A 23327-nucleotide genomic window follows, 5' to 3' on the forward strand; every position below is an offset into this window, starting at 1 on the left:
GAAAACTCTTTACTTAAACTACGTTAAGAAAGAATGGCGGTGAAGGAGGGATTCGAACCCTCGATACGGCTATAAACCGTATACTCCCTTAGCAGGGGAGCGCCTTCAGCCTCTCGGCCACCTCACCACACGAATAATGGCGCGCTCGGGAGGATTCGAACCTCCGACCGCCTGGTTCGTAGCCAGGTACTCTATCCAGCTGAGCTACGAGCGCACACTTAATTCGGTTTTATTTCACATCGCCTACCTGGCAATGTAAATCAATATAATGGCGCGTCCGGGAGGATTCGAACCTCCGACCGCCTGGTTCGTAGCCAGGTACTCTATCCAGCTGAGCTACGGACGCGCAGGCTTTTCTTTTGCAAGAAAACTCTTTACTTAAACTACGTTAAGAAAGAATGGCGGTGAAGGAGGGATTCGAACCCTCGATACGGCTATAAACCGTATACTCCCTTAGCAGGGGAGCGCCTTCAGCCTCTCGGCCACCTCACCGCACGAATAATGGCGCGCTCGGGAGGATTCGAACCTCCGACCGCCTGGTTCGTAGCCAGGTACTCTATCCAGCTGAGCTACGAGCGCACACTTAATTCGGTTTTTATTTCGCACTGCCATTCGGGCAATGCAAATCAATCATGGCGCGTCCGGGAGGATTCGAACCTCCGACCGCCTGGTTCGTAGCCAGGTACTCTATCCAGCTGAGCTACGGACGCGCAGGCATTTCTATTTGCAAGAGAACTCTTTACTTAAACCATGTTAAGAAAGAATGGCGGTGAAGGAGGGATTCGAACCCTCGATACGGCTATAAACCGTATACTCCCTTAGCAGGGGAGCGCCTTCAGCCTCTCGGCCACCTCACCGTCTTGCGGGGGCTCATATTACTTCGCCCCCAAAATAAGTCAAACACTTTATTATCAAAAAACGACATCAACTGCGCGTGTGCGCACTAAGTAGCCAACTCGGCACATTATCGGACGCACAAGCACAGGAAAGCACTTAATTTCAATAAAATGGCAAAATTGTCTGACTACAAAAAAGGCCAGCTCATCAGGCCGACCTTCTTCGAATTAGTAGTTACCAGAACCTTGGGTACCCGTTTCTTTTTCAGCTTGGATACGCATGTAGATCTCTTCGCGGTGCACAGAAACTTCTTTTGGTGCATTTACACCAATACGAACCTGGTTACCTTTAACGCCCAGAACAGTAACAGTTACTTCATCACCGATCATCAGCGTTTCACCTACGCGACGTGTCAAAATTAGCATTCGTGTGCTCCTTGAGTAATCTCTGTCTTATAAGAGTTACGGTTAATTATCCAACAAATTTTACGTTATCGTAAATGGTCACTGCTCAAGAAACAGCGAGAAGTGGCCGATTATCCAGACTTTCTGCCTCGACCACAAATTTTTTATGGAGGATCGCTGTGGCCCGCTGGACATCCAGTCCCTGCACTAACAGTGACAAGCATCGCACGGTTGACGTCTGTTGATACACAGCCAGCTCATGTTCGAGCAACAGTGTTTCTACATGTGGCCACATCTGCCCGCTCCCTTCCCCAACAATGGTAACGGTAGCGACGTTTTCTTCCACTACCGCTAGGTCACCCATTATCAGTTTCAGTCTGGCCAGTGCATCCGCCGCCGTCACCATCCAGGTGGAGTGATTGTCGCCGGCATAACACCAAACATCAAACCCGAGCAACTGCAATCGTTGCTCAACCTCATGGATCGGCTGTTCCACATTCAGCAGTGATTGCTGTGCCTTGATCGCCACGCCGACAGCTCCCGCCGCCGAAGATGGCTCAAAGTTCACCAGAGTTCCTTCGCCGTCATCAAACGATGACACCACCCTCAAAGGCACCCGGTGTGACTCAGCATATTCAACTGACTGTAATTGTAGCACTTTTGCTCCGTGCCGTGCCATTGCCGTCATATCATCGAAATGAATGGCGCTGAGCTTGCACGCTTCGCTGACCAGACGGGGGTCTGTGGTATAGACACCGTCAACGTCAGTGAAGATTTGGCATTCGTCTGCATTCAACGCCCCGGCAATTGCCACAGCCGTTGTATCAGAGCCGCCACGTCCCAGTGTCGTGATATTGTTCAGGCTATCACGCCCCTGGAACCCAGCCACCACCACAATGTGGTCGCGGCTGAGAAAATGTTGCAACGTGTCCGTATCAACTTGGGTGATGCTGGCATTATTAAATGCGTTGTCCGTGCGGATGGCGACCTGATCGGCAGTCAGGGAGGTGGCCGGATAGCCACGTTTATTCAGGGCCATTGCCAATAGCGCAATGGTTACCTGCTCCCCGGTCGATAGCAACACATCCAGCTCTCGCTGTGTTGGCACCTCATCGATCTGTTTTGCCAATCCCAGCAGGCGGTTGGTTTCCCCCGCCATTGCCGAAACGACGACAACAATTTGATGACCCTGCAGGCGTGATTGAATCACGCGATCGGCGACAGCTTCAATTCGCTCAATGCTGCCGACCGATGTTCCACCAAATTTCTGCACTAATAGTGCCACATCACCACTCCAAGTATTACAGCTTCTCTGCCAACCAAGGGGTGACAGATTCCAGTGCTGCTGGCAATGCCGCAGCATCTGTACCACCCGCTTGAGCCATATCCGGACGGCCGCCGCCTTTACCGCCAACTTGCTGTGCCACCATGTTGATCAGGTCACCGGCTTTCACCTTACCGATCAGATCTTTGGTCACACCGGCGATCAGGCCGACTTTGTCATCGCTGACATTACCCAGTACCACAATGCCGCTGCCCAGCTGGTTCTTCATTTCATCAACCATACCGCGCAGGCCTTTGTTGTCGGCACCGTCCAGTTTCGCAATCAGGACTTTCACACCGTTGATGTCTTTCGCCTGATTGATTAGTCCCGCACTTTCCTGTGCGGCCAGTTTGTCTTTCAGCTGCTGAATTTCTTTTTCCAGCTGCTTGCTGTGGGCAACCAGGGCACTGACTTTGCTGGCTACGGAAGCCGCGTCAGATTTCACCAGGCCCGCCGTTTCTGTCAGCAGGGCTTCCTGTGCGTGCAGGGCGTCAATCGCCGCTTCGCCAGTCACCGCTTCGATACGACGGATACCGGCTGCAATACCGCCTTCCGATACGATCTTGAACAGACCGATGTCGCCGGTATTTTTGGCGTGGATACCACCACACAGTTCAGTCGAGAAGTCGCCCATGCTCAGCACGCGCACTTCATCGTCATATTTCTCACCAAACAGCGCCATGGCACCTTTCTGTTTGGCAGACTCAATGTCCATCAGATCGGTATTGATCGCGTGGTTACGACGGATTTGCTCGTTCACCAGGCGCTCAACTTCACGCAGTTGCTCCGGCTTCACCGATTCCAGGTGAGAGAAGTCAAAACGCAGACCTTCCGGCTTCACCAGGGAGCCTTTCTGAGTCACGTGCTCGCCCAGCAGCTGACGTAGTGCCGCGTGCAGCAGGTGAGTCGCTGAGTGGTTCAGGCTGATTGCCTCACGACGTTTGGCATCCACTTTCGCCGCCACTTTGTCGCCCACGTTCAGTGAGCCTTCGCTCATCACACCGTAGTGACCAATTGCCGCACCAAATTTCTGCGTGTCAGTGACGTTAAGCAGCACACCGTCTGCCTGCATCACACCAGTATCACCACACTGGCCGCCTGACTCTGCGTAGAACGGCGTGTTGTCCAGGACCACCAGCACATTTTCACCGGCATTCACGGTATCAACCTGCTCACCCTCGCGGTACAGCGCCACTACCGTCGACTCGCCTTCAGTCGAGCTGTAGCCACAGAATTCTGTGTCAGCGTCTACTTTGATCGCGTCGTTGTAATCAACACCAAACTGGCCTGCTTCACGTGCACGCTGACGCTGGGCTTCCATTGCATCGTTGAAGCCTTCTTCATCGATAGTGAAACCACGCTCACGTGCAACGTCGTTTGTCAGGTCAGCCGGGAAGCCGTAGGTGTCATACAGTTTGAATACGGTTTCGCCGTCCAGTACTTTACCGTCCAGGCTATCCAGCGCTTCCGCCAGAATCGTCATACCGCGGTCAAGCGTACGACCGAAGTTTTCTTCTTCGATCTTCAGTACTTTCTCAACCATTTCCTGCTGTTTATTCAGCTCTTCACCGGCCGTGCCCATCACCTCAGCCAGCGGGCCAACCAGTTTGTAGAAGAAGGCACCTTTCGCGCCCAGCTTATTACCATGGCGAACAGCACGACGGATGATACGGCGCAGTACATAACCACGGCCTTCGTTGGATGGCATCACACCGTCGGCAATCAGGAAGGCACATGAACGGATGTGGTCTGCAACAACGCGAAGCGATTGATTGCTCAGGTCATCGTGACCGATCACTGCTGCCGCTTCTTTGATCAAAGTCTGGAAAATATCAATTTCATAGTTTGAGTGAACGCCCTGCATGATGGCAGAGATACGCTCAATACCCATACCGGTATCAACCGACGGTTTAGGCAGTGGCTCCATCGTGCCGTCAGCCTGGCGGTTGAATTGCATGAATACGTTGTTCCAGATCTCGATGAAACGGTCACCGTCTTCTTCCGGTGTTCCCGGACGGCCGCCCCAGATGTGCTCACCGTGATCGTAGAAAATTTCAGTACATGGACCACATGGACCGGTATCGCCCATCTGCCAGAAGTTGTCAGACTCGTAAGCTTTGCCGCCTTTCTTGTCACCGATACGGATGATGCGATCAGCCGGGATACCCACTTCTTTGTTCCAGATGTCAAACGCTTCGTCATCGGTTTCATACACGGTGACCAGCAGACGATCCTGAGGCAGTTGCAGTACGTCAGTCAGGAATTCCCATGCGTACTTGATGGCGTCTTGCTTGAAGTAGTCACCGAAGCTGAAGTTACCCAGCATTTCAAAAAACGTGTGGTGACGAGCTGTAAAGCCTACATTTTCCAGGTCGTTGTGCTTACCACCTGCACGCACACAGCGCTGAGCTGTGGTCGCTCGAGTGTAGCTGCGCTTCTCTAGACCGAGGAAAGTATCTTTAAACTGGTTCATACCTGCGTTTGTAAACAACAACGTTGGGTCGTTAGCAGGTACAAGAGACGAGCTCGGGACGATTTGGTGACCTTTGCTCTCAAAAAACGCAAGAAACGCACGGCGAATCTCATCAGTGCTCATGTACATTGGCAAATCCTGAATAATGCTTTTCTGTAAACGGAATAATCGAATTAACTGTTGAATCGCCTGCCTGTGCAATAGCCGCCATGCCCTTGGCCGGACAGAATAAGCAGGGATAATGAAACTAACATAAATTCTTTGGCGGCTATTGTAAAACAACGGTAGGCATAACTGGAAATGTTATGTTCAAAAATGGGGTGTTTTCTGTGCTTTGAGCGCCCTGTTTGCTGCGCATCCGGTCGTTGTCCGGCGCTGCCGTCAACAGACCGTCACGCACAGGCGTTAATATTCTTCCTCGGCATTCAGCGCGTATTTAATTTGCTCGAAGTCGAACCCCCTGTACTGCATAAAGCGAAACCGGCGGGCCTGCTCTTTCGGGGTATCCATCGGGCTGCCGCCGAATTTTCGCTGCGCCACTTCGCGGGCATGCTCGAACCAGTCGAATTCATCCTGCTCCAGCAACTGACTGACGATAGCGTCGTGCACCCCTTTCATTTTCATTTCCTGCCGAATGCGCATCAGCCCCCAGCCTTTAGCAATCCCATTACGCAGCATCAGCGCGGCAAAGCGGGCATCGTCCAGCCAGTTATAGTCCTGACAGAATGCCACGGCCTCATCAATATCCGCACCGCTGTAACCGCGGTTTTTCAGCTTCAGCCGCAGCTCTTTTTCGGCATGATCACGCCGCGACAAGTAGCCGACCGCCGCTTCTTTGGCACTTTGTCTGGGTGGTTGCTTGCTCTTCATGTTCTTCCCCTCGGCAAACGGGTGATAAACAAAAACGGGCGAGGTACTGCTACCCGCCCGTTTTGCTAATTCTCAATAGATTAACACTGGTTTGCTAGTTTTCGGCCAGACGGACTTAGAACGCCTGATCTTCTGCATCCATGTTTTCCAGTACGTCGTCTTCAGACGCTGGAGCAGATTCGCCGCCTTGCACGTTTTCAGTGTTCAGCAGCATATCACGCAGTTGCTTCTCGATTTCCGCCGCAATTTCAGTGTTCTCAGCCAGATATTTGCAGGCATTCGCCTTACCCTGACCAATCTTGTCACCCTTGTAACTGTACCAGGCACCGGCTTTTTCGATCATCTTGTGCTTAACACCCAAATCCACCAGTTCACCATTACGGTTAAAACCTTGTCCGTACAGGATTTGGGTATCAGCCTGCTTGAACGGTGCCGCGATCTTGTTCTTCACCACTTTGATACGGGTTTCGTTACCCACCACTTCATCGCCTTCTTTAATCGCACCGGTACGGCGGATGTCCAGACGAACAGAGGCATAGAATTTCAGGGCGTTACCACCGGTGGTGGTTTCCGGGTTACCGAACATCACACCAATCTTCATACGGATCTGGTTGATGAAGATACACATACAGTTAGACTGCTTCAGGTTACCGGTCAGCTTACGCATCGCCTGAGACAGCATACGTGCCTGCAGACCCATGTGCGAGTCACCCATTTCACCTTCGATTTCCGCTTTTGGCGTCAGGGCTGCAACGGAGTCAACCACCAGGATATCTACCGCGCCTGAACGCGCCAGTGCATCAGCGATTTCCAGGGCTTGCTCACCAGTGTCCGGCTGAGATACCAGCAGCTGGTCAATATCAACACCCAGTTTTTTCGCATATACCGGATCCAGGGCGTGCTCAGCATCAATGAACGCACAGGTTTTACCGTCACGTTGCGCCGCGGCAATCACTTCCAGAGTTAGTGTGGTTTTACCTGATGATTCCGGACCGTAAATTTCAACAATACGACCCATCGGCAGGCCGCCAGCACCCAAGGCGATATCGAGAGACAGAGAACCAGTAGACACTGTTTCTACATCCATTGCGCGGTTGTCGCCCAATTTCATGATCGAGCCTTTACCGAATTGCTTCTCAATTTGACCTAACGCGGCGGCAAGTGCCTTCTGCTTGTTGTCGTCCATTCGACTCTCCAAGGGATGCTTCAATTAAGTACTGATAATGATGACTAGTATACTGTCTATTCATACAGTGTCTAGCACTGGATGAAATTTTTTTACGAGCCTGACCGCTCTACCGCGCCCGCCCTAATCGGTCAGCTGATTCAGACGATCCAATAACCCCGTCAGTGCGATCTCAACAGCCTGTTGCCGGACTTGCTGCCGATCTCCGGGCAGATGGCAGGTTTTAACCGTCATCCAACCGCTATCATCGGCCCAGGCAAAACACACGGTGCCAACCGGTTTTTCTACACTGCCGCCCCCCGGGCCAGCAATACCACTGATCGCAACACTGATATTGGCGGCCGAATTTGCCAGTGCGCCTGCTGCCATTTCCCGTACCACCGGCTCACTGACGGCACCGTAAGTGGCCAGTGTATCAGCCTGCACCCCCAGCATTTGCTGCTTGGCTTCGTTGCTATAAGTAACAAATGCCCGGTCGAACCAGCCGGAACTGCCGGCAATATCGGTAATGGCTGTCGATACGCCGCCACCGGTGCATGATTCTGCGGTTGTCGCCATCCATTGCTGGCGGGCTAACGCCTGCCCCACTTCTGTTGCTAATTCCATCTTCATCTCCCCGTGTTCTGCCTTGCAAGCCCTTCGCCGGACAGGTATTCACCTTGTACAGACCGCCAGTTCAACCCCCGAATTCCCCGCACCTCAACGCGGGAAAATTCACGGCTGACCCTTTGCCGACCGGCATGATTCACGTATCCTAGGCGACCAGAAATTTCTCCGGACAGTGCGGAATAACTCACTCCGACCGGCACAATGTAGCAGGCATAATCGTGACAGTAAAAGGCATAGAACAGCACACCCCAATGATGCAGCAATTTTTACGGATCAAGGCGGAAAATCCTGACGTCCTGCTGTTTTACCGGATGGGTGACTTCTACGAACTATTTTTTGACGACGCCAAGCGGGCATCACAACTGCTGGATATTTCCCTGACCAAACGGGGCTCATCCAACGGTCAGCCAATCCCTATGGCGGGCGTGCCGTATCATGCCGTTGAAGGTTACCTGGCGCGTCTGGTTCAGCAAGGGGTGTCGGTCGCGATTTGCGAGCAGATTGGCGATCCAGCAACCAGCAAAGGGCCGGTTGAGCGAAAAGTTGTGCGGATCATTACACCGGGTACTGTCAGTGATGAAGCGCTGCTGAATGAACGACACGATAACCTGATCGCAGCTATCTACTACGATGGCGAAACATTCGGCTACGCCACACTGGATATTACGTCCGGGCGTTTCATGCTGACCGAGCCAGAGACCGAAGAAGCCATGCAAGCCGAACTACAGCGTACCAGTCCGGCAGAAATCCTGTACCCGGAAGACTTTGCGCTACCGGGATTGCTGCAAGGCTACAAAGGCAGCCGCCGCCGTCCGGTCTGGGAATTTGATCTGGAAACAGCGCGCCAGCAATTAACCATGCAGTTTGGCACCCGAGATCTGGTCGGGTTTGGTGTCGAACATGCCGAGCGTGGCCTGTGCGCAGCTGGCTGTTTGATGCAATACGTCAAAGATACCCAGCGTACCGCCCTGCCGCACATCCGCGCAATCACTCTGGATCGCAAAGATCATGCGGTCATCCTCGATGCCGCAACCCGCCGCAACCTGGAGCTGACCCAGAACCTGGCCGGAGGCTTCGACAATACCCTGGCCGCGGTGCTGGATAAAACTGCGACCCCAATGGGCAGCCGTCTGCTCAAACGCTGGCTACATCAACCGATTCGTGATCGCCAGCAACTCAATGGCCGCCTGGATGCCATTGGGACACTGAAAGATACCGGCATGTTCCTGGATATTGCGGGTGTATTGCGCCATATGGGCGATCTGGAGCGGATTCTAGCTCGTCTTGCCCTGCGCTCTGCCCGTCCTCGCGATCTGGCGCGAATGCGTACGGCTCTGCAGCACCTGCCGGAGCTGGCCGAACTGCTGGCCGAACTGAACCAGTCACGCATCAGTGAACTGGCCACCCTGGCAGCCCCGATGGATGAGCTGTGTGAACTGCTGGAACGTGCCATTATTGAAAATCCGCCGGTCGTGATCCGTGACGGCGGCGTGTTGGCACCGGGGTACAATACCGAGCTGGACGAATGGCGTGATCTCGCAGACGGGGCAACCAAGTTCCTCGAAGAGCTGGAAGCCAGTGAGCGCGAACGCCATGACATTGACAGCCTGAAAGTGGGCTTCAACCAGGTACACGGTTTTTATATTCAGGTCAGCCGCGGTCAGAGCCACCTGGTGCCAAGCCATTATGTACGCCGCCAGACCCTGAAGAATGCCGAACGCTACATCATTCCTGAACTAAAAGAGCACGAAGACAAGGTTCTGAACTCCAAGTCCAAGGCACTGGCTCTGGAAAAACAGCTGTGGGAAGGGCTGTTCGATCAGCTGCTGCCGCACCTGGAGCAGTTGCAAAATACCGCCAGCGCCCTGTCGGAGCTGGATGTCCTGACCAACCTGGCTGAGCGGGCTGACACCCTTAACTACTGCCGTCCTGAGCTGACGGACACCACAGGCATTGAAATCACTGCCGGCCGCCACCCCGTGGTTGAGCAGGTCCTGGACGAGCCGTTTATTGCCAACCCAATCTCCCTGCACCGCGATCGTCGCATGCTGATCATTACTGGTCCGAACATGGGCGGTAAATCCACCTATATGCGGCAAACGGCATTGATCGCCCTGTTGGCACATGTGGGCTCTTTTGTACCGGCAGAAGCCGTGAAAATCGGCCCGCTGGATCGCATTTTCACCCGTATCGGCGCGTCGGACGATCTGGCATCCGGTCGCTCGACCTTCATGGTGGAAATGACTGAGACCGCTAATATTCTCCATAATGCTACCCAGAACAGTCTGGTCCTGATGGATGAAATTGGCCGGGGTACCAGCACCTACGACGGGTTGTCACTGGCCTGGGCCAGCGCCGAGTGGCTGGCAGACAAAATTGCGGCCATGACCCTGTTCGCGACCCACTACTTTGAGCTGACCGAACTGCCATCGCTGATTGACGGCTTGGCGAACGTTCACCTTGATGCGGTTGAACACGGCGACGATATCGCCTTCATGCACGCCGTGCAGGAAGGCGCCGCGAGCAAGTCCTACGGTCTGGCAGTCGCCAGTCTGGCCGGGGTACCGAAGTCGGTCATTAAGCGGGCTAAAATCAAGCTGCAGCAGTTGGAAGCCAGCGGCCATCAGCAGGCTCTGGCACCGGCCAGCAATGCACCGCGTGCCGAACAGCAACTGAGCCTGATCCCTGAGCCAAGCGAAGTCGAAGAAGCACTGGCCAACCTGAACCCGGATGAATTGACACCGCGTCAGGCACTGGATGAGCTGTATCGCCTGAAGGCCTTGCTGTAAGCTACGGAGATTGGTTTCAGACGCAAAAAAGGGACATGCCAGGCATCTCCCTTTTTTCATCAATGTCGTATCAAAACGTTCTGGTTGTTTCTGTCTGATTTCTTCTACTTAACCCATTGCTGTTCAGCTTGGACAATACTGTCCCAAAAGGTTGTTCAACAAAAACTTAAAGCTGACTTAAAGCTGGCCATGGTTAAACAGAGATTCGATATTCAGACCCTGATGGGTCAGCATATCGCGCAGGCGACGCAGACCTTCTACCTGAATCTGGCGGACTCGTTCACGGGTCAGACCGATTTCACGACCGACATCTTCCAGGGTCGAGGCTTCATACCCCAGCAGGCCAAAACGTCGAGCCAGCACTTCACGCTGTTTCGGATTCAGCTCTTGCAGCCAGTGTACGATCGAGGTTTTGATATCGTCATCTTGGGTAGATGTTTCCGGACCACCACCTTTCTCATCCGGGATAATATCCAGCAGGGCTTTTTCAGAATCCCCGCCAATCGGATTATCGACAGAGCCGACACGCTCATTGAGGCGCAACATCCGGTTGACGTCATCGACGGATTTATCCAGTTTCAGGGCGATGTCTTCCGCCGTCGGTTCATGATCCAGCTTCTGTGCCAGTTCACGGGCGGTACGCAGGTACACATTCAGCTCTTTGACCACATGGATCGGCAAGCGAATAGTACGGGTCTGGTTCATGATTGCACGTTCGATGGTCTGGCGGATCCACCAAGTCGCATAGGTCGAGAAGCGAAATCCACGTTCTGGATCGAATTTCTCAACCGCACGGATCAAGCCGAGGTTACCTTCTTCAACCAGATCCAGCAGCGCCAGACCACGATTGCTGTAACGGCGGGAGATCTTCACCACCAGTCGCAGGTTACTTTCGATCATCCGTTTGCGAGCCACTTCATCTCCGCGAAGGGCACGCCGTGCGTACAGCACTTCTTCCTCAGCGGTCAGCAGTGGGGAAAAACCAATCTCGCCCAGATAGAGTTGCGTCGCATCCAGTGCCTTTTGCGATGTTCCGTAGTGGGAGATATCCATCTCCTCATCGCCAACTTCTACCTCTTCGGCCTTGACGTCGATATCTTCGGAGTCAATCTCCATATCTTCTTCAAAATCAAAGTCTTCGATATCTGTAGCCGTATTGCTTCTGCTCATAGCGCCTCCCAGATGGCGAGTTAGCAAAAAAACATTACCAACCTGACTATGCCATGTTGACTATCGCGGTAAATAGCGCATCGGATCGACGGATTTACCTTTGTAACGAATCTCAAAATGCAACTTCACGTTACTGGAACCAGAACTACCCATGGCAGCTATCTTCTGACCCAGCACAACCTTCTGCTGCTCCTTGACGTATAAATGGTCATTGTGGGCATAGGCGCTGAGGTAATCTTCGCTGTGCTTGATAATGACCAAGTTGCCATACCCTCGCAATGCGTTACCAGCGTACACCACAACACCGCTGGCTGACGCAGTCACAGGCTGGCCTTTGTTTCCAGCAATATCTATGCCCTTGTTCCCGTTTTCAGTATTTGAGAACTTGGCAATGATGCGACCTTTCGCCGGCCATGCCCACTCGGCAACTTTGTTGTTACTGGAACTCGGCTGAGTTGTAACAACTTTGTTACTTTTAGTGTCTTGAGAGTACCCTTTTGTGCGAGACGGATCAACGTTTTTATCGCTGTTTTTTTGTTCAACTTTAGGCGTAGACGCTGTCTTCTGGGACTGAGACGGCGTATTTGTGGTAGGTTTCGCTGTCGGCTGATTCTGGGCAGCCGTTTTGTTTGTCGTTTGGCCTGCAGCAGCTTGTTTCGAAGATGTTACAGAAGTGGTACCGGATGTGCGTTGTGAGCCTGTGGAACCCGCGGCGATCACATTCGGTGCACCTTTGCCATATTGCGGAGCATCATATTTAGGCTTCCACAAAGTCAGCTTTTGCCCCGGAAAAATGGTGTAAGGTGCCTTCAGCTTGTTCGCGCTGACAATTTCATCAACATTACGGCCGGTAATATACGAAATAAAGTAAAGGGTATCTCCCTTCCTGACTTCGTAATAACTGCCCCGATAGCTGCCCCGCTCAATGCTACTGTAATCCTTACCAAGACTGGTTACGGGAGCCGGAGGATGGCTGCTGCATGCTGACAGCGACAAGCTGGCGACCACCGTCACCCATTGCCACCATTTCGCTTGGTTATTCTCCATCCCCATAATTTTCTACCGTAACTCTCCCGCCACCAACGGCACAAACCGGACTGGTTCGACATCCTGATATGAAAAATGTTCACCCTCACGGGTGATGACTTTGAGCACCTGACTGTGTACCCCAACCGGGATCACCAGCCGCCCGCCTTCCGCCAGTTGCGCCAGTAACGCAGCTGGAACATCCGAGGCCGCAGCGGTGACGATAATAGCATCAAACGGCCCTTTACTGGCCCAGCCCTGCCAGCCGTCACCGTGTTTGGTGGCGACATTATGCAGCTCCAGCTGTTTGAGTCGACGTTTGGCCTGCCATTGCAGTGCCTTGATGCGCTCGACGGAAAACACCTGATCCACCATGTGGGCCAGAACGGCGGTCTGATAACCCGAACCGGTGCCGATTTCCAGCACCCGGCTATGCGGGGTCAGCGCCAGCAGTTCCGTCATTTTGGCCACAATGTAGGGCTGTGAGATCGTCTGCCCGCTGCCAATCGGCAAGGCATTATTTTCATAGGCTTTGTGTGACAGTGCTTCGTCAATGAACCGCTCTCGGGGAACGGCTGCCATTGCACGCAGCACATTGTCATTACGGATTCCCTGCTGGCGCAAATAATTCAGCAGCGAACTCCGCTTTTCCACATAGCGCATCCTCAATTTTTCTCCTGATGAATCCACTCCCGGATGGCCCCGAGCGAATCATGCGCCGTCAGGTCTACCTGTAATGGAGTAATCGATACACACCGTTGTTCGATCGCGTAGAAGTCGGTACCCGGCCCGGCATCCTGGCAGGCTCCCGGCGGGCCCAGCCAATACAGCGGCTTGCCGCGAGGATCCACACCTTTAACCATGTTTTCCGCTCGGTGGCGAGCCCCCAGGCGAGTCACTTGCCAATCACCCAGTTCATTCATCGGTACGTCAGGAACATTGACGTTAAGAATTTTATTGGTCGGCAGCGGGCGCGTCTGCATGTTCTGCAATATCTGTTTGACCACCTGCGCTGCCGTTTCAAAATGTGTATCACCGACAAGTGAAACCGCAATCGCCGGCACCCCGAGGAAATGCCCCTCGGTTGCCGCCGCAACGGTACCGGAATAGAGGACGTCATCCCCCAGATTGGCACCGTGATTGACTCCGGCCACGACAACGTCAGGCCGGTATGCCAACCACTCATTGAGGGCAAAGTGCACACAGTCGGTCGGGGTGCCTTCCACAGACACCCGACGCTCACCCTCTTCGCGAATACGCAACGGGTAATCCAGGGTTAGCGAATTAGACGCCCCCGAGCGATTGCGATCCGGGGCCACAACTGTCACTTCCCCCAGCTCACTCAGCACTGATGCCAGGGTATTAATTCCCCTGGCAAAAATCCCGTCATCGTTACTGATCAGAATTCTCATTGTTATTTTCCTTGTCCTCCAGCTCCGGCTCCAGCATCAATTCCCGGACAACCGCCGTGGCAAAGCAGCCGGCAGGCAGAGAGAATGAGACTGTCACCTGATCGCCTTCCTGCGCCCAAGCCATATCCGTTGGCTTCAGCAACAATGGGCGACGCTCATGGCGCATCCGGTTATCCCGAATCAGTTTCAGCAGCAGTGGTTCCTGTTCGACCAGCGCCATTTCAAACGCTTCAGCCTCGCCTGTTGTCGGCAGGGCATTATCTCCCATCATTGGGGCGGTCAGCAGCCAACTGCTGTCATCAACAGCCTGCTGCGCAGCGGCCACATCTTCCACTAAGTGACCCGTCATACCGCTTTCCAGCCCGGCATCAGAGCCCGGCTGTAGCCAGTCGCCTGCCATAACAGTATGTACCAGTTTCTGTTCAATACGCGCCGACAGAATCATGTTGAACAGCCAGGAGCGTGCTGCAGACAGGTAGAAACTGCGCTTACTTTTATCGCGTACCCGGAACTCATCGTTACCCCAGGCACGGGCTTTAACCACGTTATTGCCGCTATGACCAAAGCGCTGCTCGCCAAAATAGTTGGGAACCCCGTGAGCAGCAATGTGCGTCAGTCGCTCCAGCACCGCCTCTGGCTGATCCAAATCGCGCAGGCGTAACTGGAACCAGTTGCCGCTCAGATCGCCTGGACGCAGTTTCTTATCATGGCGGGCCGTTTCCAGCACTTCGACTCCCGGGTGCTCAGCCACAAACTGAGTCAGATCCGGATCCGGCTTGCCCGGCAGGTGAACACTCAGCCATTGCTCCGTTACGGCATGGCGATCTTTCAGGCCCGCCCAGCTGACATCGCGCGACTTCACGCCGCACGCTTTTGCCAGTTCGTTCACAACATATTTGGTGTTCTCACCGGTTTTACGGATTTTCACCATGAAGTGCTCGCCGTGACCAGCGAAATCAAAGCCAAGATTTTCGTTTACGATAAAGTCTTCAGGTTCAACTTTGATCCGACCCTGACAGCTGGGTTTACCGTAAAGCCAGCTGAAGTTGTCCATAATACCAGACATAGTAATACCATCGCGTTGCAATGAGGCGCCGGCCACCCAATCAGCGACCCCCTCATTACAGTCATTATTGTTGAATGATCAGAACCACTGCTTCACAGGCAATGCCCTCTTTGCGCCCGGTAAAACCCAGTCGCTCAGAAGTGGTCGCTTTCACATTGATGTTGCTGATATCCGTTTCCAGATCGTCAGCGATTGCCTGGCACATCGCGTCAATATGCGGTGCCATTTTGGGTGCCTGGGCGATAATAGTGACGTCCAGGTTGCCAAGGCGATAGCCCTTGGCCTTCACTTTACTGTATACATCACGCAGCAGAAAACGGCTGTCCGCCCCTTTCCACTCGGCATCTGTATCCGGGAAATGGCGACCAATATCTCCGGCCCCGATTGCGCCCAGCAGCGCATCACACACAGCGTGCAAGGCGACATCACCGTCAGAGTGAGCAATCAAACCCTGCTCGTAAGGCACCGCCACCCCGCCAATGATAACCGGCCCTTCGCCACCAAACTTGTGTACATCAAAGCCATGTCCGATTCGCATCATGCTGGATCCCCCAGTAGTTTTGCTAAATAAAATTCCGCCAGTGCCAGATCCTCAGGTTGAGTGACCTTCAGGTTATCGGCGCGCCCTTTCACCAGGATGGGCATCTGACCGCAATATTCTAACGCCGACGCTTCATCCGTCACGACGGCACCAGCCGCTAAAGCCTGTTCCAGCGCCTGCTTCAGGACACCGGCCCGAAACATTTGTGGCGTCAGGGCATGCCACAGATCAGCCCTGTCGACCGTTGACGAGATCGCGCCATCGCCATTGCCCCGTTTCATGGTATCGCGTACCGGCGCGGCCAGAATCGCCCCGTACGGGCTGGCCTGAGCTTCATCAATCAGGCGCTGCAGATCCTCCGGATGCAAACACGGGCGAGCAGCATCATGCACCAGTACCCATGCCGCTGGATCTGCCACGACGGCTAATCCGGCAAACACCGAATCGGCCCGCTCAGCCCCACCGTTCACACGTTCAATACGCGGGTCCGTTGCCAGCGGCAACGTTGGGAAATAAGGGTCATCTTTGCTGATTGCAATCACCACGCGAGTGATTTGCGGATGTTGCAGCAGGCGGTCAACCGTGTGTTCCAGGATCGTCTTACCGGCAATCTGCAGGTATTGTTTCGGACGGTCAGCGGCCATCCGGCTCCCGACCCCGGCAGCCGGTACGACTGCAATCAAACTTTCTTTCATGGGTATCTTTCACTGACGCAGGCACTGCCAGAACGGCGGCACCGATTACGGGCTCACGATTCGGAAGAAGGTTTCTCCCGGTCGAAGCATGCCCAGCTCGTTACGGGCACGTTCTTCAATGGCTTCCTGACCACGGTTCAAATCATGGATTTCGACATACATCTGCTGATTACGCTGTTGCAGCTCAGCATTCGCCTGTTTTTGCAGTACAACGTTATCCCGTACCGCCAGGTAGTCCATCATCCCGTTCTTACCCAACCAGAAATCATACTGTAACCAGCCGAGAACCATCAGCAGCAGCAAGGTAAACAGACGCATTCCTCTCTCCGGCAACGATTGTTAAATCAGAATATGAAGCAACCCCTCTCAGCTAACAGCCTGAAATGCGGTTGCTTCATACGATTCATCAGACAGGCAGTCAGCCTGTAATAATCCCACAAAGCGCACTTTGACTCTAGCGCCTGGCTCTTATTCGCCCATAAAAAAACCGCCTCAGTGAGGCGGTTTCCATCTCAGGCAAGATGCCCGGGTGTCAGAGACAGACGATTACGCCTGGCCTTTCACTTCTTTCAGACCGTTGAAAGGAGCACGTTCGCCCAGTGCTTCTTCGATACGGATCAGCTGGTTGTACTTAGCAACACGGTCAGAACGGCTCATAGAACCGGTTTTGATTTGGCCCGCTGCAGTACCTACCGCCAGGTCAGCGATAGTTGCATCTTCAGTTTCGCCTGAACGGTGAGAGATAACCGCTGTGTAGCCAGCGTCTTTCGCCATCTTGATTGCAGCCAGAGTTTCAGTCAGAGAACCGATCTGGTTAAACTTGATCAGGATAGAGTTAGCGATGCCTTTCTCAATACCTTCAGCTAGGATCTTAGTGTTTGTAACGAATAGATCGTCACCAACTAGTTGGATCTTGTCGCCTAGAAGTTGAGTTTGGTGTGCAAAACCATCCCAGTCAGACTCGTCTAGACCGTCTTCGATAGATACGATTGGGAATTGCGCAACTAGGCCAGCTAGGTAGTGGTTGAACTCTTCAGAAGTGAAAGTTTTTCCTTCACCTTTCATGTTGTAGATGCCAGCTTCTTTGTCGAAGAACTCAGAAGCCGCACAGTCCATAGCTAGAGTAACGTCTTTGCCTAGCTCGTAACCAGCAGCTGCAACAGCTTCTGCGATAACTTCTAGAGCTTCAGCGTTAGATTTAAGGTTAGGAGCGAAACCACCTTCGTCCCCAACAGCTGTGTTGTAGCCTTTAGACTTAAGAACTTTAGCCAGGTTGTGGAATACTTCAGCACCGATACGTAGAGCTTCTTTAAGAGTTTTCGCGCCAACTGGTTGGATCATGAACTCTTGGATGTCTACGTTGTTGTCTGCGTGCTCACCACCGTTGATGATGTTCATCATTGGTAGAGGCATAGAGAACTGACCAGCAGTACCGTTTAGCTCAGCGATGTGCTCGTACAGAGGCATGCCTTTAGCAGCAGCTGCTGCTTTAGCGTTCGCCAGAGAAACAGCCAGAATTGCGTTCGCACCGAAGTTAGATTTGTTTTCAGTACCGTCAAGGTCGATCATGATCTGATCGATGTCAGCTTGTGCTTTCGCGTCTTTACCAATCAGGGCTTCAGCGATTGGGCCGTTAACTGCTTCAACAGCTTTCAGTACACCTTTACCCAGGAAACGAGACTTATCACCGTCGCGCAGCTCAAGAGCTTCACGAGAACCAGTTGATGCACCAGATGGTGCAGCCGCCATACCTACGAAACCGCCTTCCAGGTGAACTTCCGCTTCAACAGTAGGGTTACCACGTGAATCGATAATTTCACGACCTAGAACTTTAACGATCTTAGACATTGTGTTTCCTCTTGCTTTATCTTCAATTTAAAAGCTAAAAAAATAGCTGTAGCTCTTACCGCTACAGCTATCCGTAATCCTTACTTGTTTAGCTCACCGCGCTGGTTTTCGCCAGCGGCTTTTACGAAGCCGGCAAACAGCGGGTGACCGTCGCGAGGGGTTGAAGTGAACTCAGGGTGGAACTGAGCAGCCACAAACCAAGGATGGTTAGGGTTCTCGATAATTTCCACCAGCTTCTTGTCCGCCGACAGGCCAGAAATTTTCAGACCCGCTTTTTCCAACTGCGGGATGTAGTGATTGTTCACTTCATAACGGTGACGGTGACGCTCGTGAATCGTCGCGTTACCGTACAGCTCGCGCGCTTTCGTGCCATCAATCAGGTGACACAGCTGTGAGCCCAGACGCATTGTACCGCCCAGATCAGACTTCTCTGTACGCTCTTCAACTTTACCTTCGTTATCAACCCACTCAGTGATCAGGCCAACAACAGGGTTCGCTGATTCAGGGTTGAACTCAGTTGAGTGCGCGCCTTCCAGACCAGCGACGTTACGAGCGAACTCGATCAGAGCAACCTGCATGCCCAGACAGATACCCAGGTAAGGGATCTTGTTCTCGCGAGCATACTTAGCAGTCATGATCTTGCCTTCGATACCACGGTTACCGAAGCCACCCGGAACCAGGATTGCATCCAGGCCTTCCAGTACTTCAGTACCTTTTGATTCTACGTCTTGAGAATCAATGTATTTGATTTTCACTGACAGACGGTTTTTCAGGCCGGCGTGCTTCAACGCTTCGTTCACTGACTTGTACGCGTCTGGCAGTTCGATGTACTTGCCCACCATACCGATGGTCACTTCAGCGGTCGGATTGGCTTCTTCGTAGATAACCTGTTCCCACTCAGACAGATCGGCTTCTGGTGCTGTAATGCCAAAACGCTGACATACCAGATCATCCAGACCCTGAGCTTTAATCAGTTGTGGGATCTTGTAGATTGAATCTACGTCTTTCATTGAGATAACCGCTTTCTCCGGCACGTTACAGAACAGCGCAATCTTGGCACGTTCGTTGGCTGGGATCATACGGTCAGAACGGCAAATCAGCACATCTGGCTGAATACCGATAGACAGCAGTTCTTTTACAGAATGCTGAGTTGGTTTCGTTTTCACTTCGCCTGCTGCTGCCAGGTATGGCACCAGTGTCAGGTGAGTGAACATGGCGCGCTCACGGCCCAGTTCAACCGCCAACTGGCGGATTGCTTCCATGAACGGCAGTGATTCGATATCACCAACAGTACCGCCAACTTCAACGATTGCGATGTCGTGGCCTTCCGCACCTGCGATCACGCGCTCTTTGATGGCATTGGTAATGTGAGGGATAACCTGAATAGTGGCGCCCAGGTAGTCACCACGACGCTCTTTACGCAGTACGTCGGCATACACGCGACCTGCTGTAAAGTTGTTGCGTTTCGTCATCTTGGTACGAATGAAACGCTCGTAGTGACCCAAGTCTAGGTCAGTCTCTGCACCGTCTTCCGTTACGAATACTTCACCGTGTTGAGTTGGGCTCATTGTGCCTGGGTCAACATTGATGTAAGGGTCAAGCTTCATCATGGTCACTTTCAGACCACGAGCTTCTAGAATAGCCGCAAGAGAGGCTGCAGCAATACCTTTACCTAGTGAGGATACGACCCCGCCCGTAACAAAAATGTAATTCGTTGTCATGTTTTACCTGGAAGATTGGTATAGAGGATATAAAAAGTATCTGGACGGGAAATTAGTATACCAGACACACTTTATCGCCACAACGTGAAAACTATCACAGCAGGATTGGTTTTTTTTTGTTTCAAATCAATTCTGCCTGTCAGGGGCGTTAATAATAACAATGTTGATCAGATAACGCCCTGATTCCCCGTATGGCAAGCCCTGTTTGCACTTACCGTGTGCCCTTTTTCTCCCGCACTTTTACCTCATCCCAGATGCGATCCAGCTGCTCCAGGCTGCAGTCGTCAAGTTGCTTTCCTTGTTCTAGCACAGTTTGTTCAACTTGGCGAAACCGGCGCTCGAATTTCTGGTTAGCCCGGGCCAGCGCCTGCTCCGGTTTGACCTTAAGGTGGCGACTTAAATTGGCCACCGCGAACAACAGATCCCCCATTTCTTCTTCAATGCGATCCTGATCCCGCGTGGCCTGAACGGCTTCTTCCATCACTTCTTCAATCTCTTCACGCACTTTGTCGACCACCGGCCCGAGTGTCTCCCAGTCAAAGCCATGACTGGCACAGCGCTTCTGGATTTTCTCTGCCCGGCTCAGCGCTGGCAGCGCCAGGGGAATATTTGCCAGCACACTGTGATCCTCACCTTTGGCAGCACGCTCTTTGGCTTTTTCCGCTTCCCAGTTAGCATGAATGGCCGACTCATCGGCAAACTCGGTTTGGCTGAACACATGAGGGTGACGGCGGATCAGTTTATCGTTAATGCCGGCCACAACCTGGTCAAAATCAAACAGCCCCTGCTCTTTGCCCAACTGGCTGTAAAACACCACCTGAAACAGCAAATCGCCCAGCTCCTCTCGCACGTCATCCCAGTTTCGCTGGGCAATGGCGTCCGCCACTTCGTACGCTTCTTCCAGTGTGTGCGGCACGATGGTGGCAAAAGTCTGTTTCAGATCCCACGGGCATCCCTGCTGCGGGTCGCGCAAGGTGGCCATAATGTCAATCAGTTGCTCGATCGGAGCAGGTTTCGCGTTACTCATGGTAGCTGGAGTCTCGGTTGAATGGTTCAGTGGAACGGTTAAAAACAAAAGCGGGCCGCCGTGGCTTCCCGCTTTTGATTGCTGAGTGTTAGTGCAGACGTCTGGCTTCAGCCACATCCTTCACCTGTTCGATGCGTTTAAGCACCCGGCCCAGGACATCGATATTGGTCAGTTCCAAATCAAAGTCGAGGATCGACAGCTGTTTCTTGAAGTCGACCCGACTCTTCATGCCGGCCACCTTGACCTTTTCGTTAGAGAAGGTGTTGGTCAGCTCTTTCAGCAAACCGCTGCGCTCAGAAGCCACAACCCGGACGGTAATGTTATAACTGCCGACAAAACCGCCACCCCAGACCGCATCAATGATACGCTCTGGCGCCACATGGCGCAGCTCTTCCAGCTGTTCACAGTCGCTGCGGTGCACCGAAATGCCACGTCCCTGAGTCACAAAGCCCTGGATGTCATCGCCCGGAATCGGCTGACAGCAGCGGGCAAGGTGGGTCATCAGGTTATCCACCCCCTCCACCACCACCGCATCACGGCGCGGTTTCTTGCTGGTTTTGTTGCCGGCTTCCACCAGCTTCTCCAGCAACTGCTGATCTTCTTCTTCAGCCGTCGGCTTGTTGACCAGCGCATTGATGTGGTTGATCACCTGATTAATACGCAGATCACCACTGCCGACCCCGGCATACAGTTCGTCCGGCGAATTCACGTTGAAGCGCTTCAGGGCATAGGCTTCGGCATCTTTCAGGGTCGCGCCGATTTTCACCAGCTCGGTTTCCAGAATTTCCCGTCCGGCGGCAATGTTCTTATCGCGATCCTGCTTACGGAACCAGGCATGTACCTTGGCCCGCGCCCGACTGGAATTAACAAAGCCCAGGTTCGGGTTCAGCCAGTCCCGCGAGGGGTTCGGCTCTTTCTGAGTAATGATTTCGACCTGATCGCCCATCTGCAGGTGGTAGGTGAACGGTACGATACGCCCTTCCACCTTGGCCCCGATACAGCGATGGCCCACTTCCGAGTGAATATGGTATGCGAAATCCAGCGGGGTAGCGTTCAGCGGCAGATCCACCACATCCCCTTTCGGGGTGAAGGCGTAAACGCGGTCATCAAAAACCTGGCTGCGCAGCTCTTCCAGCATTTCGCCGGAATCGGACATTTCTTCCTGCCACGCCAGCAGTTTACGCAACCAGTTGATTTTCTCATCATAGGCAGAACGCGCACCGCCGGATGAAGAGCCGCTCTCTTTGTACTTCCAGTGCGCCGCAACCCCCAGCTCCGACTCTTCGTGCATCTGCTTGGTACGGATCTGGATTTCAATGGTTTTGCCTTCCGGGCCGATCACCACGGTATGGATAGACTGGTAACCGTTCGGCTTCGGGTTGGCGACATAGTCATCAAACTCTTTCGGCAGATGACGGTATTTGGTATGCACAATACCCAGCGCGGCGTAACAATCCTGGATTTCATCCGCGACAATCCGCACCGCACGGACGTCAAACAGCTCATCAAAGGCCAGGTTTTTCTTTTGCATCTTCCGCCAAATGCTGTAGATGTGCTTTGGGCGCCCCTGCACTTCAGCCTTGATGTGCGACGCCTTCATCGACTCACGCAGATCCGTCACGAAATGCTCAATATAGTGCTCGCGGTCAATGCGGCGCTCCGACAGCTGCTTGGCGATTTGCTTGTAAGTATTCGGGTGCTGGTAGCGGAAGGCGTAATCTTCGATCTCCCACTTGAGCTGACCGATACCCAGCCGGTTAGCCAGCGGGGCGTAAATATTGGCGCACTCTTTCGCCGCAGCACGGCGAACCTCTTCCGGCTCATCTTTCACTTCGCGCAAGTGGCAGATTCGCTCAGCCAGCTTGATGACCACGCAACGGAAGTCATCCACCATCGACAGCAGCATCCGGCGGATATTATCAACCTGTACCGACTGCTCCGCGCCATCCTTAGTCGCGTTGAGCTGACCGATCGCCGCCATCTGACGGACCCCGGTCACCATCTGTAAAATCGTGCTGCTGTAATCTTCCTTCAACTTGTCCAGAGGATAGACACGCGCCTCCACCAGCGGGAAGAGCAATGCCGCTGTCAGGGTATCCTTGTCCATGCTGAGGGTCACCAGGATCTCCACCATCTCACGGCCACGCCATAACAGCAGTGGCGCTGACTCGATGTTAGCGGTCAGATCGGTACAACGCTGATAAGTCTGCTTGATCCGCTCCGCCACACCGGCGTCCTGCTTGAGGCTTTCGACCCAAGATGAAAGCTCAAATGTATCATTTTCCTTTAAGTGCGCACCGCGAACTGCGACCATTTTTCTATCCTGTGT

General features: G+C 53.3%; 19 protein-coding genes and 7 tRNA genes. 1 reads left to right on the plus strand and 25 read right to left on the minus strand.

The window, feature by feature from the left end:
- Positions 1–34: 34 nt before the first annotated feature.
- The 13 genes from C9I92_RS17830 to pncC form a co-directional block, all read right to left on the minus strand.
- A tRNA-Ser gene (locus C9I92_RS17830) sits at positions 35–127 on the minus strand.
- A gap of 10 nt (positions 128–137) precedes the next feature.
- Positions 138–214, minus strand: a tRNA-Arg gene (locus C9I92_RS17835).
- Positions 215–269: 55 nt separating this feature from the next.
- Positions 270–346 (minus strand) — tRNA-Arg (locus tag C9I92_RS17840).
- 53 nt (positions 347–399) lie between these two features.
- A tRNA-Ser gene (locus C9I92_RS17845) sits at positions 400–492 on the minus strand.
- A gap of 10 nt (positions 493–502) precedes the next feature.
- Positions 503–579, minus strand: a tRNA-Arg gene (locus tag C9I92_RS17850).
- A gap of 54 nt (positions 580–633) precedes the next feature.
- A tRNA-Arg gene (locus C9I92_RS17855) sits at positions 634–710 on the minus strand.
- 54 nt (positions 711–764) lie between these two features.
- A tRNA-Ser gene (locus tag C9I92_RS17860) sits at positions 765–857 on the minus strand.
- Positions 858–1064: 207 nt separating this feature from the next.
- Positions 1065–1262: a carbon storage regulator CsrA gene (gene csrA, locus C9I92_RS17865; RefSeq protein WP_036800069.1), complete on the minus strand. Its 198-nt coding sequence runs from the start codon at positions 1260–1262 to the stop codon at positions 1065–1067.
- An 85-nt stretch (positions 1263–1347) separates the two neighbouring features.
- The gene (locus tag C9I92_RS17870) at positions 1348–2526 is read right to left on the minus strand and encodes an aspartate kinase (protein WP_047886874.1); all 1179 of its coding nucleotides are present in this window, start codon (positions 2524–2526) and stop codon (positions 1348–1350) included.
- Between the two features lie 16 nt (positions 2527–2542).
- Positions 2543–5167: an alanine--tRNA ligase gene (alaS, locus tag C9I92_RS17875; RefSeq protein WP_047886873.1), complete on the minus strand. Its 2625-nt coding sequence runs from the start codon at positions 5165–5167 to the stop codon at positions 2543–2545.
- Positions 5168–5443: 276 nt separating this feature from the next.
- On the minus strand, positions 5444–5908 hold the full coding sequence (gene recX / locus C9I92_RS17880; protein ID WP_047886872.1) for a recombination regulator RecX: 465 nt from the start codon (positions 5906–5908) through the stop codon (positions 5444–5446).
- 115 nt (positions 5909–6023) lie between these two features.
- A complete protein-coding gene (gene recA / locus C9I92_RS17885; protein ID WP_047886871.1) occupies positions 6024–7094 on the minus strand; it encodes a recombinase RecA in 1071 nt (356 codons plus the stop codon).
- Positions 7095–7217: 123 nt separating this feature from the next.
- The gene (pncC, locus tag C9I92_RS17890) at positions 7218–7700 is read right to left on the minus strand and encodes a nicotinamide-nucleotide amidase (RefSeq protein WP_084712670.1); all 483 of its coding nucleotides are present in this window, start codon (positions 7698–7700) and stop codon (positions 7218–7220) included.
- A 254-nt stretch (positions 7701–7954) separates the two neighbouring features.
- Between pncC and mutS the strand changes: the two genes are divergently transcribed.
- Complete coding sequence (gene mutS / locus C9I92_RS17895) at positions 7955–10492, plus strand: DNA mismatch repair protein MutS (RefSeq protein ID WP_207103476.1); 2538 nt, start codon at positions 7955–7957, stop codon at positions 10490–10492.
- 177 nt (positions 10493–10669) lie between these two features.
- On the opposite strand, the gene rpoS is transcribed toward mutS, so the two are convergent.
- The 12 genes from rpoS to relA form a co-directional block, all read right to left on the minus strand.
- On the minus strand, positions 10670–11662 hold the full coding sequence (gene rpoS, locus C9I92_RS17900) for an RNA polymerase sigma factor RpoS (RefSeq protein ID WP_047886868.1): 993 nt from the start codon (positions 11660–11662) through the stop codon (positions 10670–10672).
- Positions 11663–11722: 60 nt separating this feature from the next.
- Entirely contained in the window at positions 11723–12709 is a 987-nt protein-coding gene (locus tag C9I92_RS17905) for a peptidoglycan DD-metalloendopeptidase family protein (RefSeq protein WP_242551845.1), read from the minus strand.
- A 12-nt stretch (positions 12710–12721) separates the two neighbouring features.
- A complete protein-coding gene (locus C9I92_RS17910; protein ID WP_047886866.1) occupies positions 12722–13351 on the minus strand; it encodes a protein-L-isoaspartate(D-aspartate) O-methyltransferase in 630 nt (209 codons plus the stop codon).
- Positions 13352–13353: 2 nt separating this feature from the next.
- Entirely contained in the window at positions 13354–14100 is a 747-nt protein-coding gene (gene surE / locus C9I92_RS17915; protein ID WP_047886865.1) for a 5'/3'-nucleotidase SurE, read from the minus strand.
- The gene (gene truD / locus C9I92_RS17920) at positions 14081–15166 is read right to left on the minus strand and encodes a tRNA pseudouridine(13) synthase TruD (RefSeq protein WP_047886864.1); all 1086 of its coding nucleotides are present in this window, start codon (positions 15164–15166) and stop codon (positions 14081–14083) included. Before truD ends, surE begins: the two co-directional genes overlap by 20 nt.
- Positions 15167–15230: 64 nt before the next feature.
- The gene (ispF, locus tag C9I92_RS17925) at positions 15231–15704 is read right to left on the minus strand and encodes a 2-C-methyl-D-erythritol 2,4-cyclodiphosphate synthase (protein ID WP_047886909.1); all 474 of its coding nucleotides are present in this window, start codon (positions 15702–15704) and stop codon (positions 15231–15233) included.
- Positions 15704–16402, minus strand: a complete 699-nt coding sequence (ispD, locus tag C9I92_RS17930; protein WP_047886863.1) for a 2-C-methyl-D-erythritol 4-phosphate cytidylyltransferase — start codon at positions 16400–16402, stop codon at positions 15704–15706. Before ispD ends, ispF begins: the two co-directional genes overlap by 1 nt.
- 45 nt (positions 16403–16447) lie before the next feature.
- Complete coding sequence (ftsB, locus tag C9I92_RS17935) at positions 16448–16720, minus strand: cell division protein FtsB (RefSeq protein ID WP_047886862.1); 273 nt, start codon at positions 16718–16720, stop codon at positions 16448–16450.
- A gap of 228 nt (positions 16721–16948) precedes the next feature.
- On the minus strand, positions 16949–18250 hold the full coding sequence (gene eno, locus C9I92_RS17940) for a phosphopyruvate hydratase (protein ID WP_047886861.1): 1302 nt from the start codon (positions 18248–18250) through the stop codon (positions 16949–16951).
- 80 nt (positions 18251–18330) lie between these two features.
- Positions 18331–19971, minus strand: a complete 1641-nt coding sequence (gene pyrG, locus C9I92_RS17945) for a CTP synthase (RefSeq protein WP_047886860.1) — start codon at positions 19969–19971, stop codon at positions 18331–18333.
- Positions 19972–20182: 211 nt separating this feature from the next.
- Complete coding sequence (gene mazG, locus C9I92_RS17950; protein ID WP_047886908.1) at positions 20183–20998, minus strand: nucleoside triphosphate pyrophosphohydrolase; 816 nt, start codon at positions 20996–20998, stop codon at positions 20183–20185.
- An 88-nt stretch (positions 20999–21086) separates the two neighbouring features.
- A complete protein-coding gene (relA, locus tag C9I92_RS17955) occupies positions 21087–23312 on the minus strand; it encodes a GTP diphosphokinase (protein WP_047886859.1) in 2226 nt (741 codons plus the stop codon).
- Between the last annotated feature and the right edge of the window lie 15 nt (positions 23313–23327).

This window comes from Photobacterium ganghwense (assembly GCF_003025595.1).
Classification (GTDB): domain Bacteria; phylum Pseudomonadota; class Gammaproteobacteria; order Enterobacterales; family Vibrionaceae; genus Photobacterium; species Photobacterium ganghwense.

Excerpts from the sequence above, each read along its gene's own strand:
- csrA (WP_036800069.1), bottom strand. The coding sequence starts at position 1,262 with ATGCTAATTTTGACACGTCGCGTAGGTGAAACGCTGATGATCGGTGAT.
- alaS (WP_047886873.1), bottom strand. The coding sequence starts at position 5,167 with ATGTACATGAGCACTGATGAGATTCGCCGTGCGTTTCTTGCGTTTTTT.
- recX (WP_047886872.1), bottom strand. The coding sequence starts at position 5,908 with ATGAAGAGCAAGCAACCACCCAGACAAAGTGCCAAAGAAGCGGCGGTC.
- recA (WP_047886871.1), bottom strand. The coding sequence starts at position 7,094 with ATGGACGACAACAAGCAGAAGGCACTTGCCGCCGCGTTAGGTCAAATT.
- pncC (WP_084712670.1), bottom strand. The coding sequence starts at position 7,700 with ATGGAATTAGCAACAGAAGTGGGGCAGGCGTTAGCCCGCCAGCAATGG.
- mutS (WP_207103476.1), top strand. The coding sequence starts at position 7,955 with ATGATGCAGCAATTTTTACGGATCAAGGCGGAAAATCCTGACGTCCTG.
- rpoS (WP_047886868.1), bottom strand. The coding sequence starts at position 11,662 with ATGAGCAGAAGCAATACGGCTACAGATATCGAAGACTTTGATTTTGAA.
- C9I92_RS17905 (WP_242551845.1), bottom strand. The coding sequence starts at position 12,709 with ATGGAGAATAACCAAGCGAAATGGTGGCAATGGGTGACGGTGGTCGCC.
- C9I92_RS17910 (WP_047886866.1), bottom strand. The coding sequence starts at position 13,351 with ATGCGCTATGTGGAAAAGCGGAGTTCGCTGCTGAATTATTTGCGCCAG.
- surE (WP_047886865.1), bottom strand. The coding sequence starts at position 14,100 with ATGAGAATTCTGATCAGTAACGATGACGGGATTTTTGCCAGGGGAATT.
- truD (WP_047886864.1), bottom strand. The coding sequence starts at position 15,166 with ATGTCTGGTATTATGGACAACTTCAGCTGGCTTTACGGTAAACCCAGC.
- ispF (WP_047886909.1), bottom strand. The coding sequence starts at position 15,704 with ATGCGAATCGGACATGGCTTTGATGTACACAAGTTTGGTGGCGAAGGG.
- ispD (WP_047886863.1), bottom strand. The coding sequence starts at position 16,402 with ATGAAAGAAAGTTTGATTGCAGTCGTACCGGCTGCCGGGGTCGGGAGC.
- ftsB (WP_047886862.1), bottom strand. The coding sequence starts at position 16,720 with ATGCGTCTGTTTACCTTGCTGCTGCTGATGGTTCTCGGCTGGTTACAG.
- eno (WP_047886861.1), bottom strand. The coding sequence starts at position 18,250 with ATGTCTAAGATCGTTAAAGTTCTAGGTCGTGAAATTATCGATTCACGT.
- pyrG (WP_047886860.1), bottom strand. The coding sequence starts at position 19,971 with ATGACAACGAATTACATTTTTGTTACGGGCGGGGTCGTATCCTCACTA.
- mazG (WP_047886908.1), bottom strand. The coding sequence starts at position 20,998 with ATGAGTAACGCGAAACCTGCTCCGATCGAGCAACTGATTGACATTATG.
- relA (WP_047886859.1), bottom strand. The coding sequence starts at position 23,312 with ATGGTCGCAGTTCGCGGTGCGCACTTAAAGGAAAATGATACATTTGAG.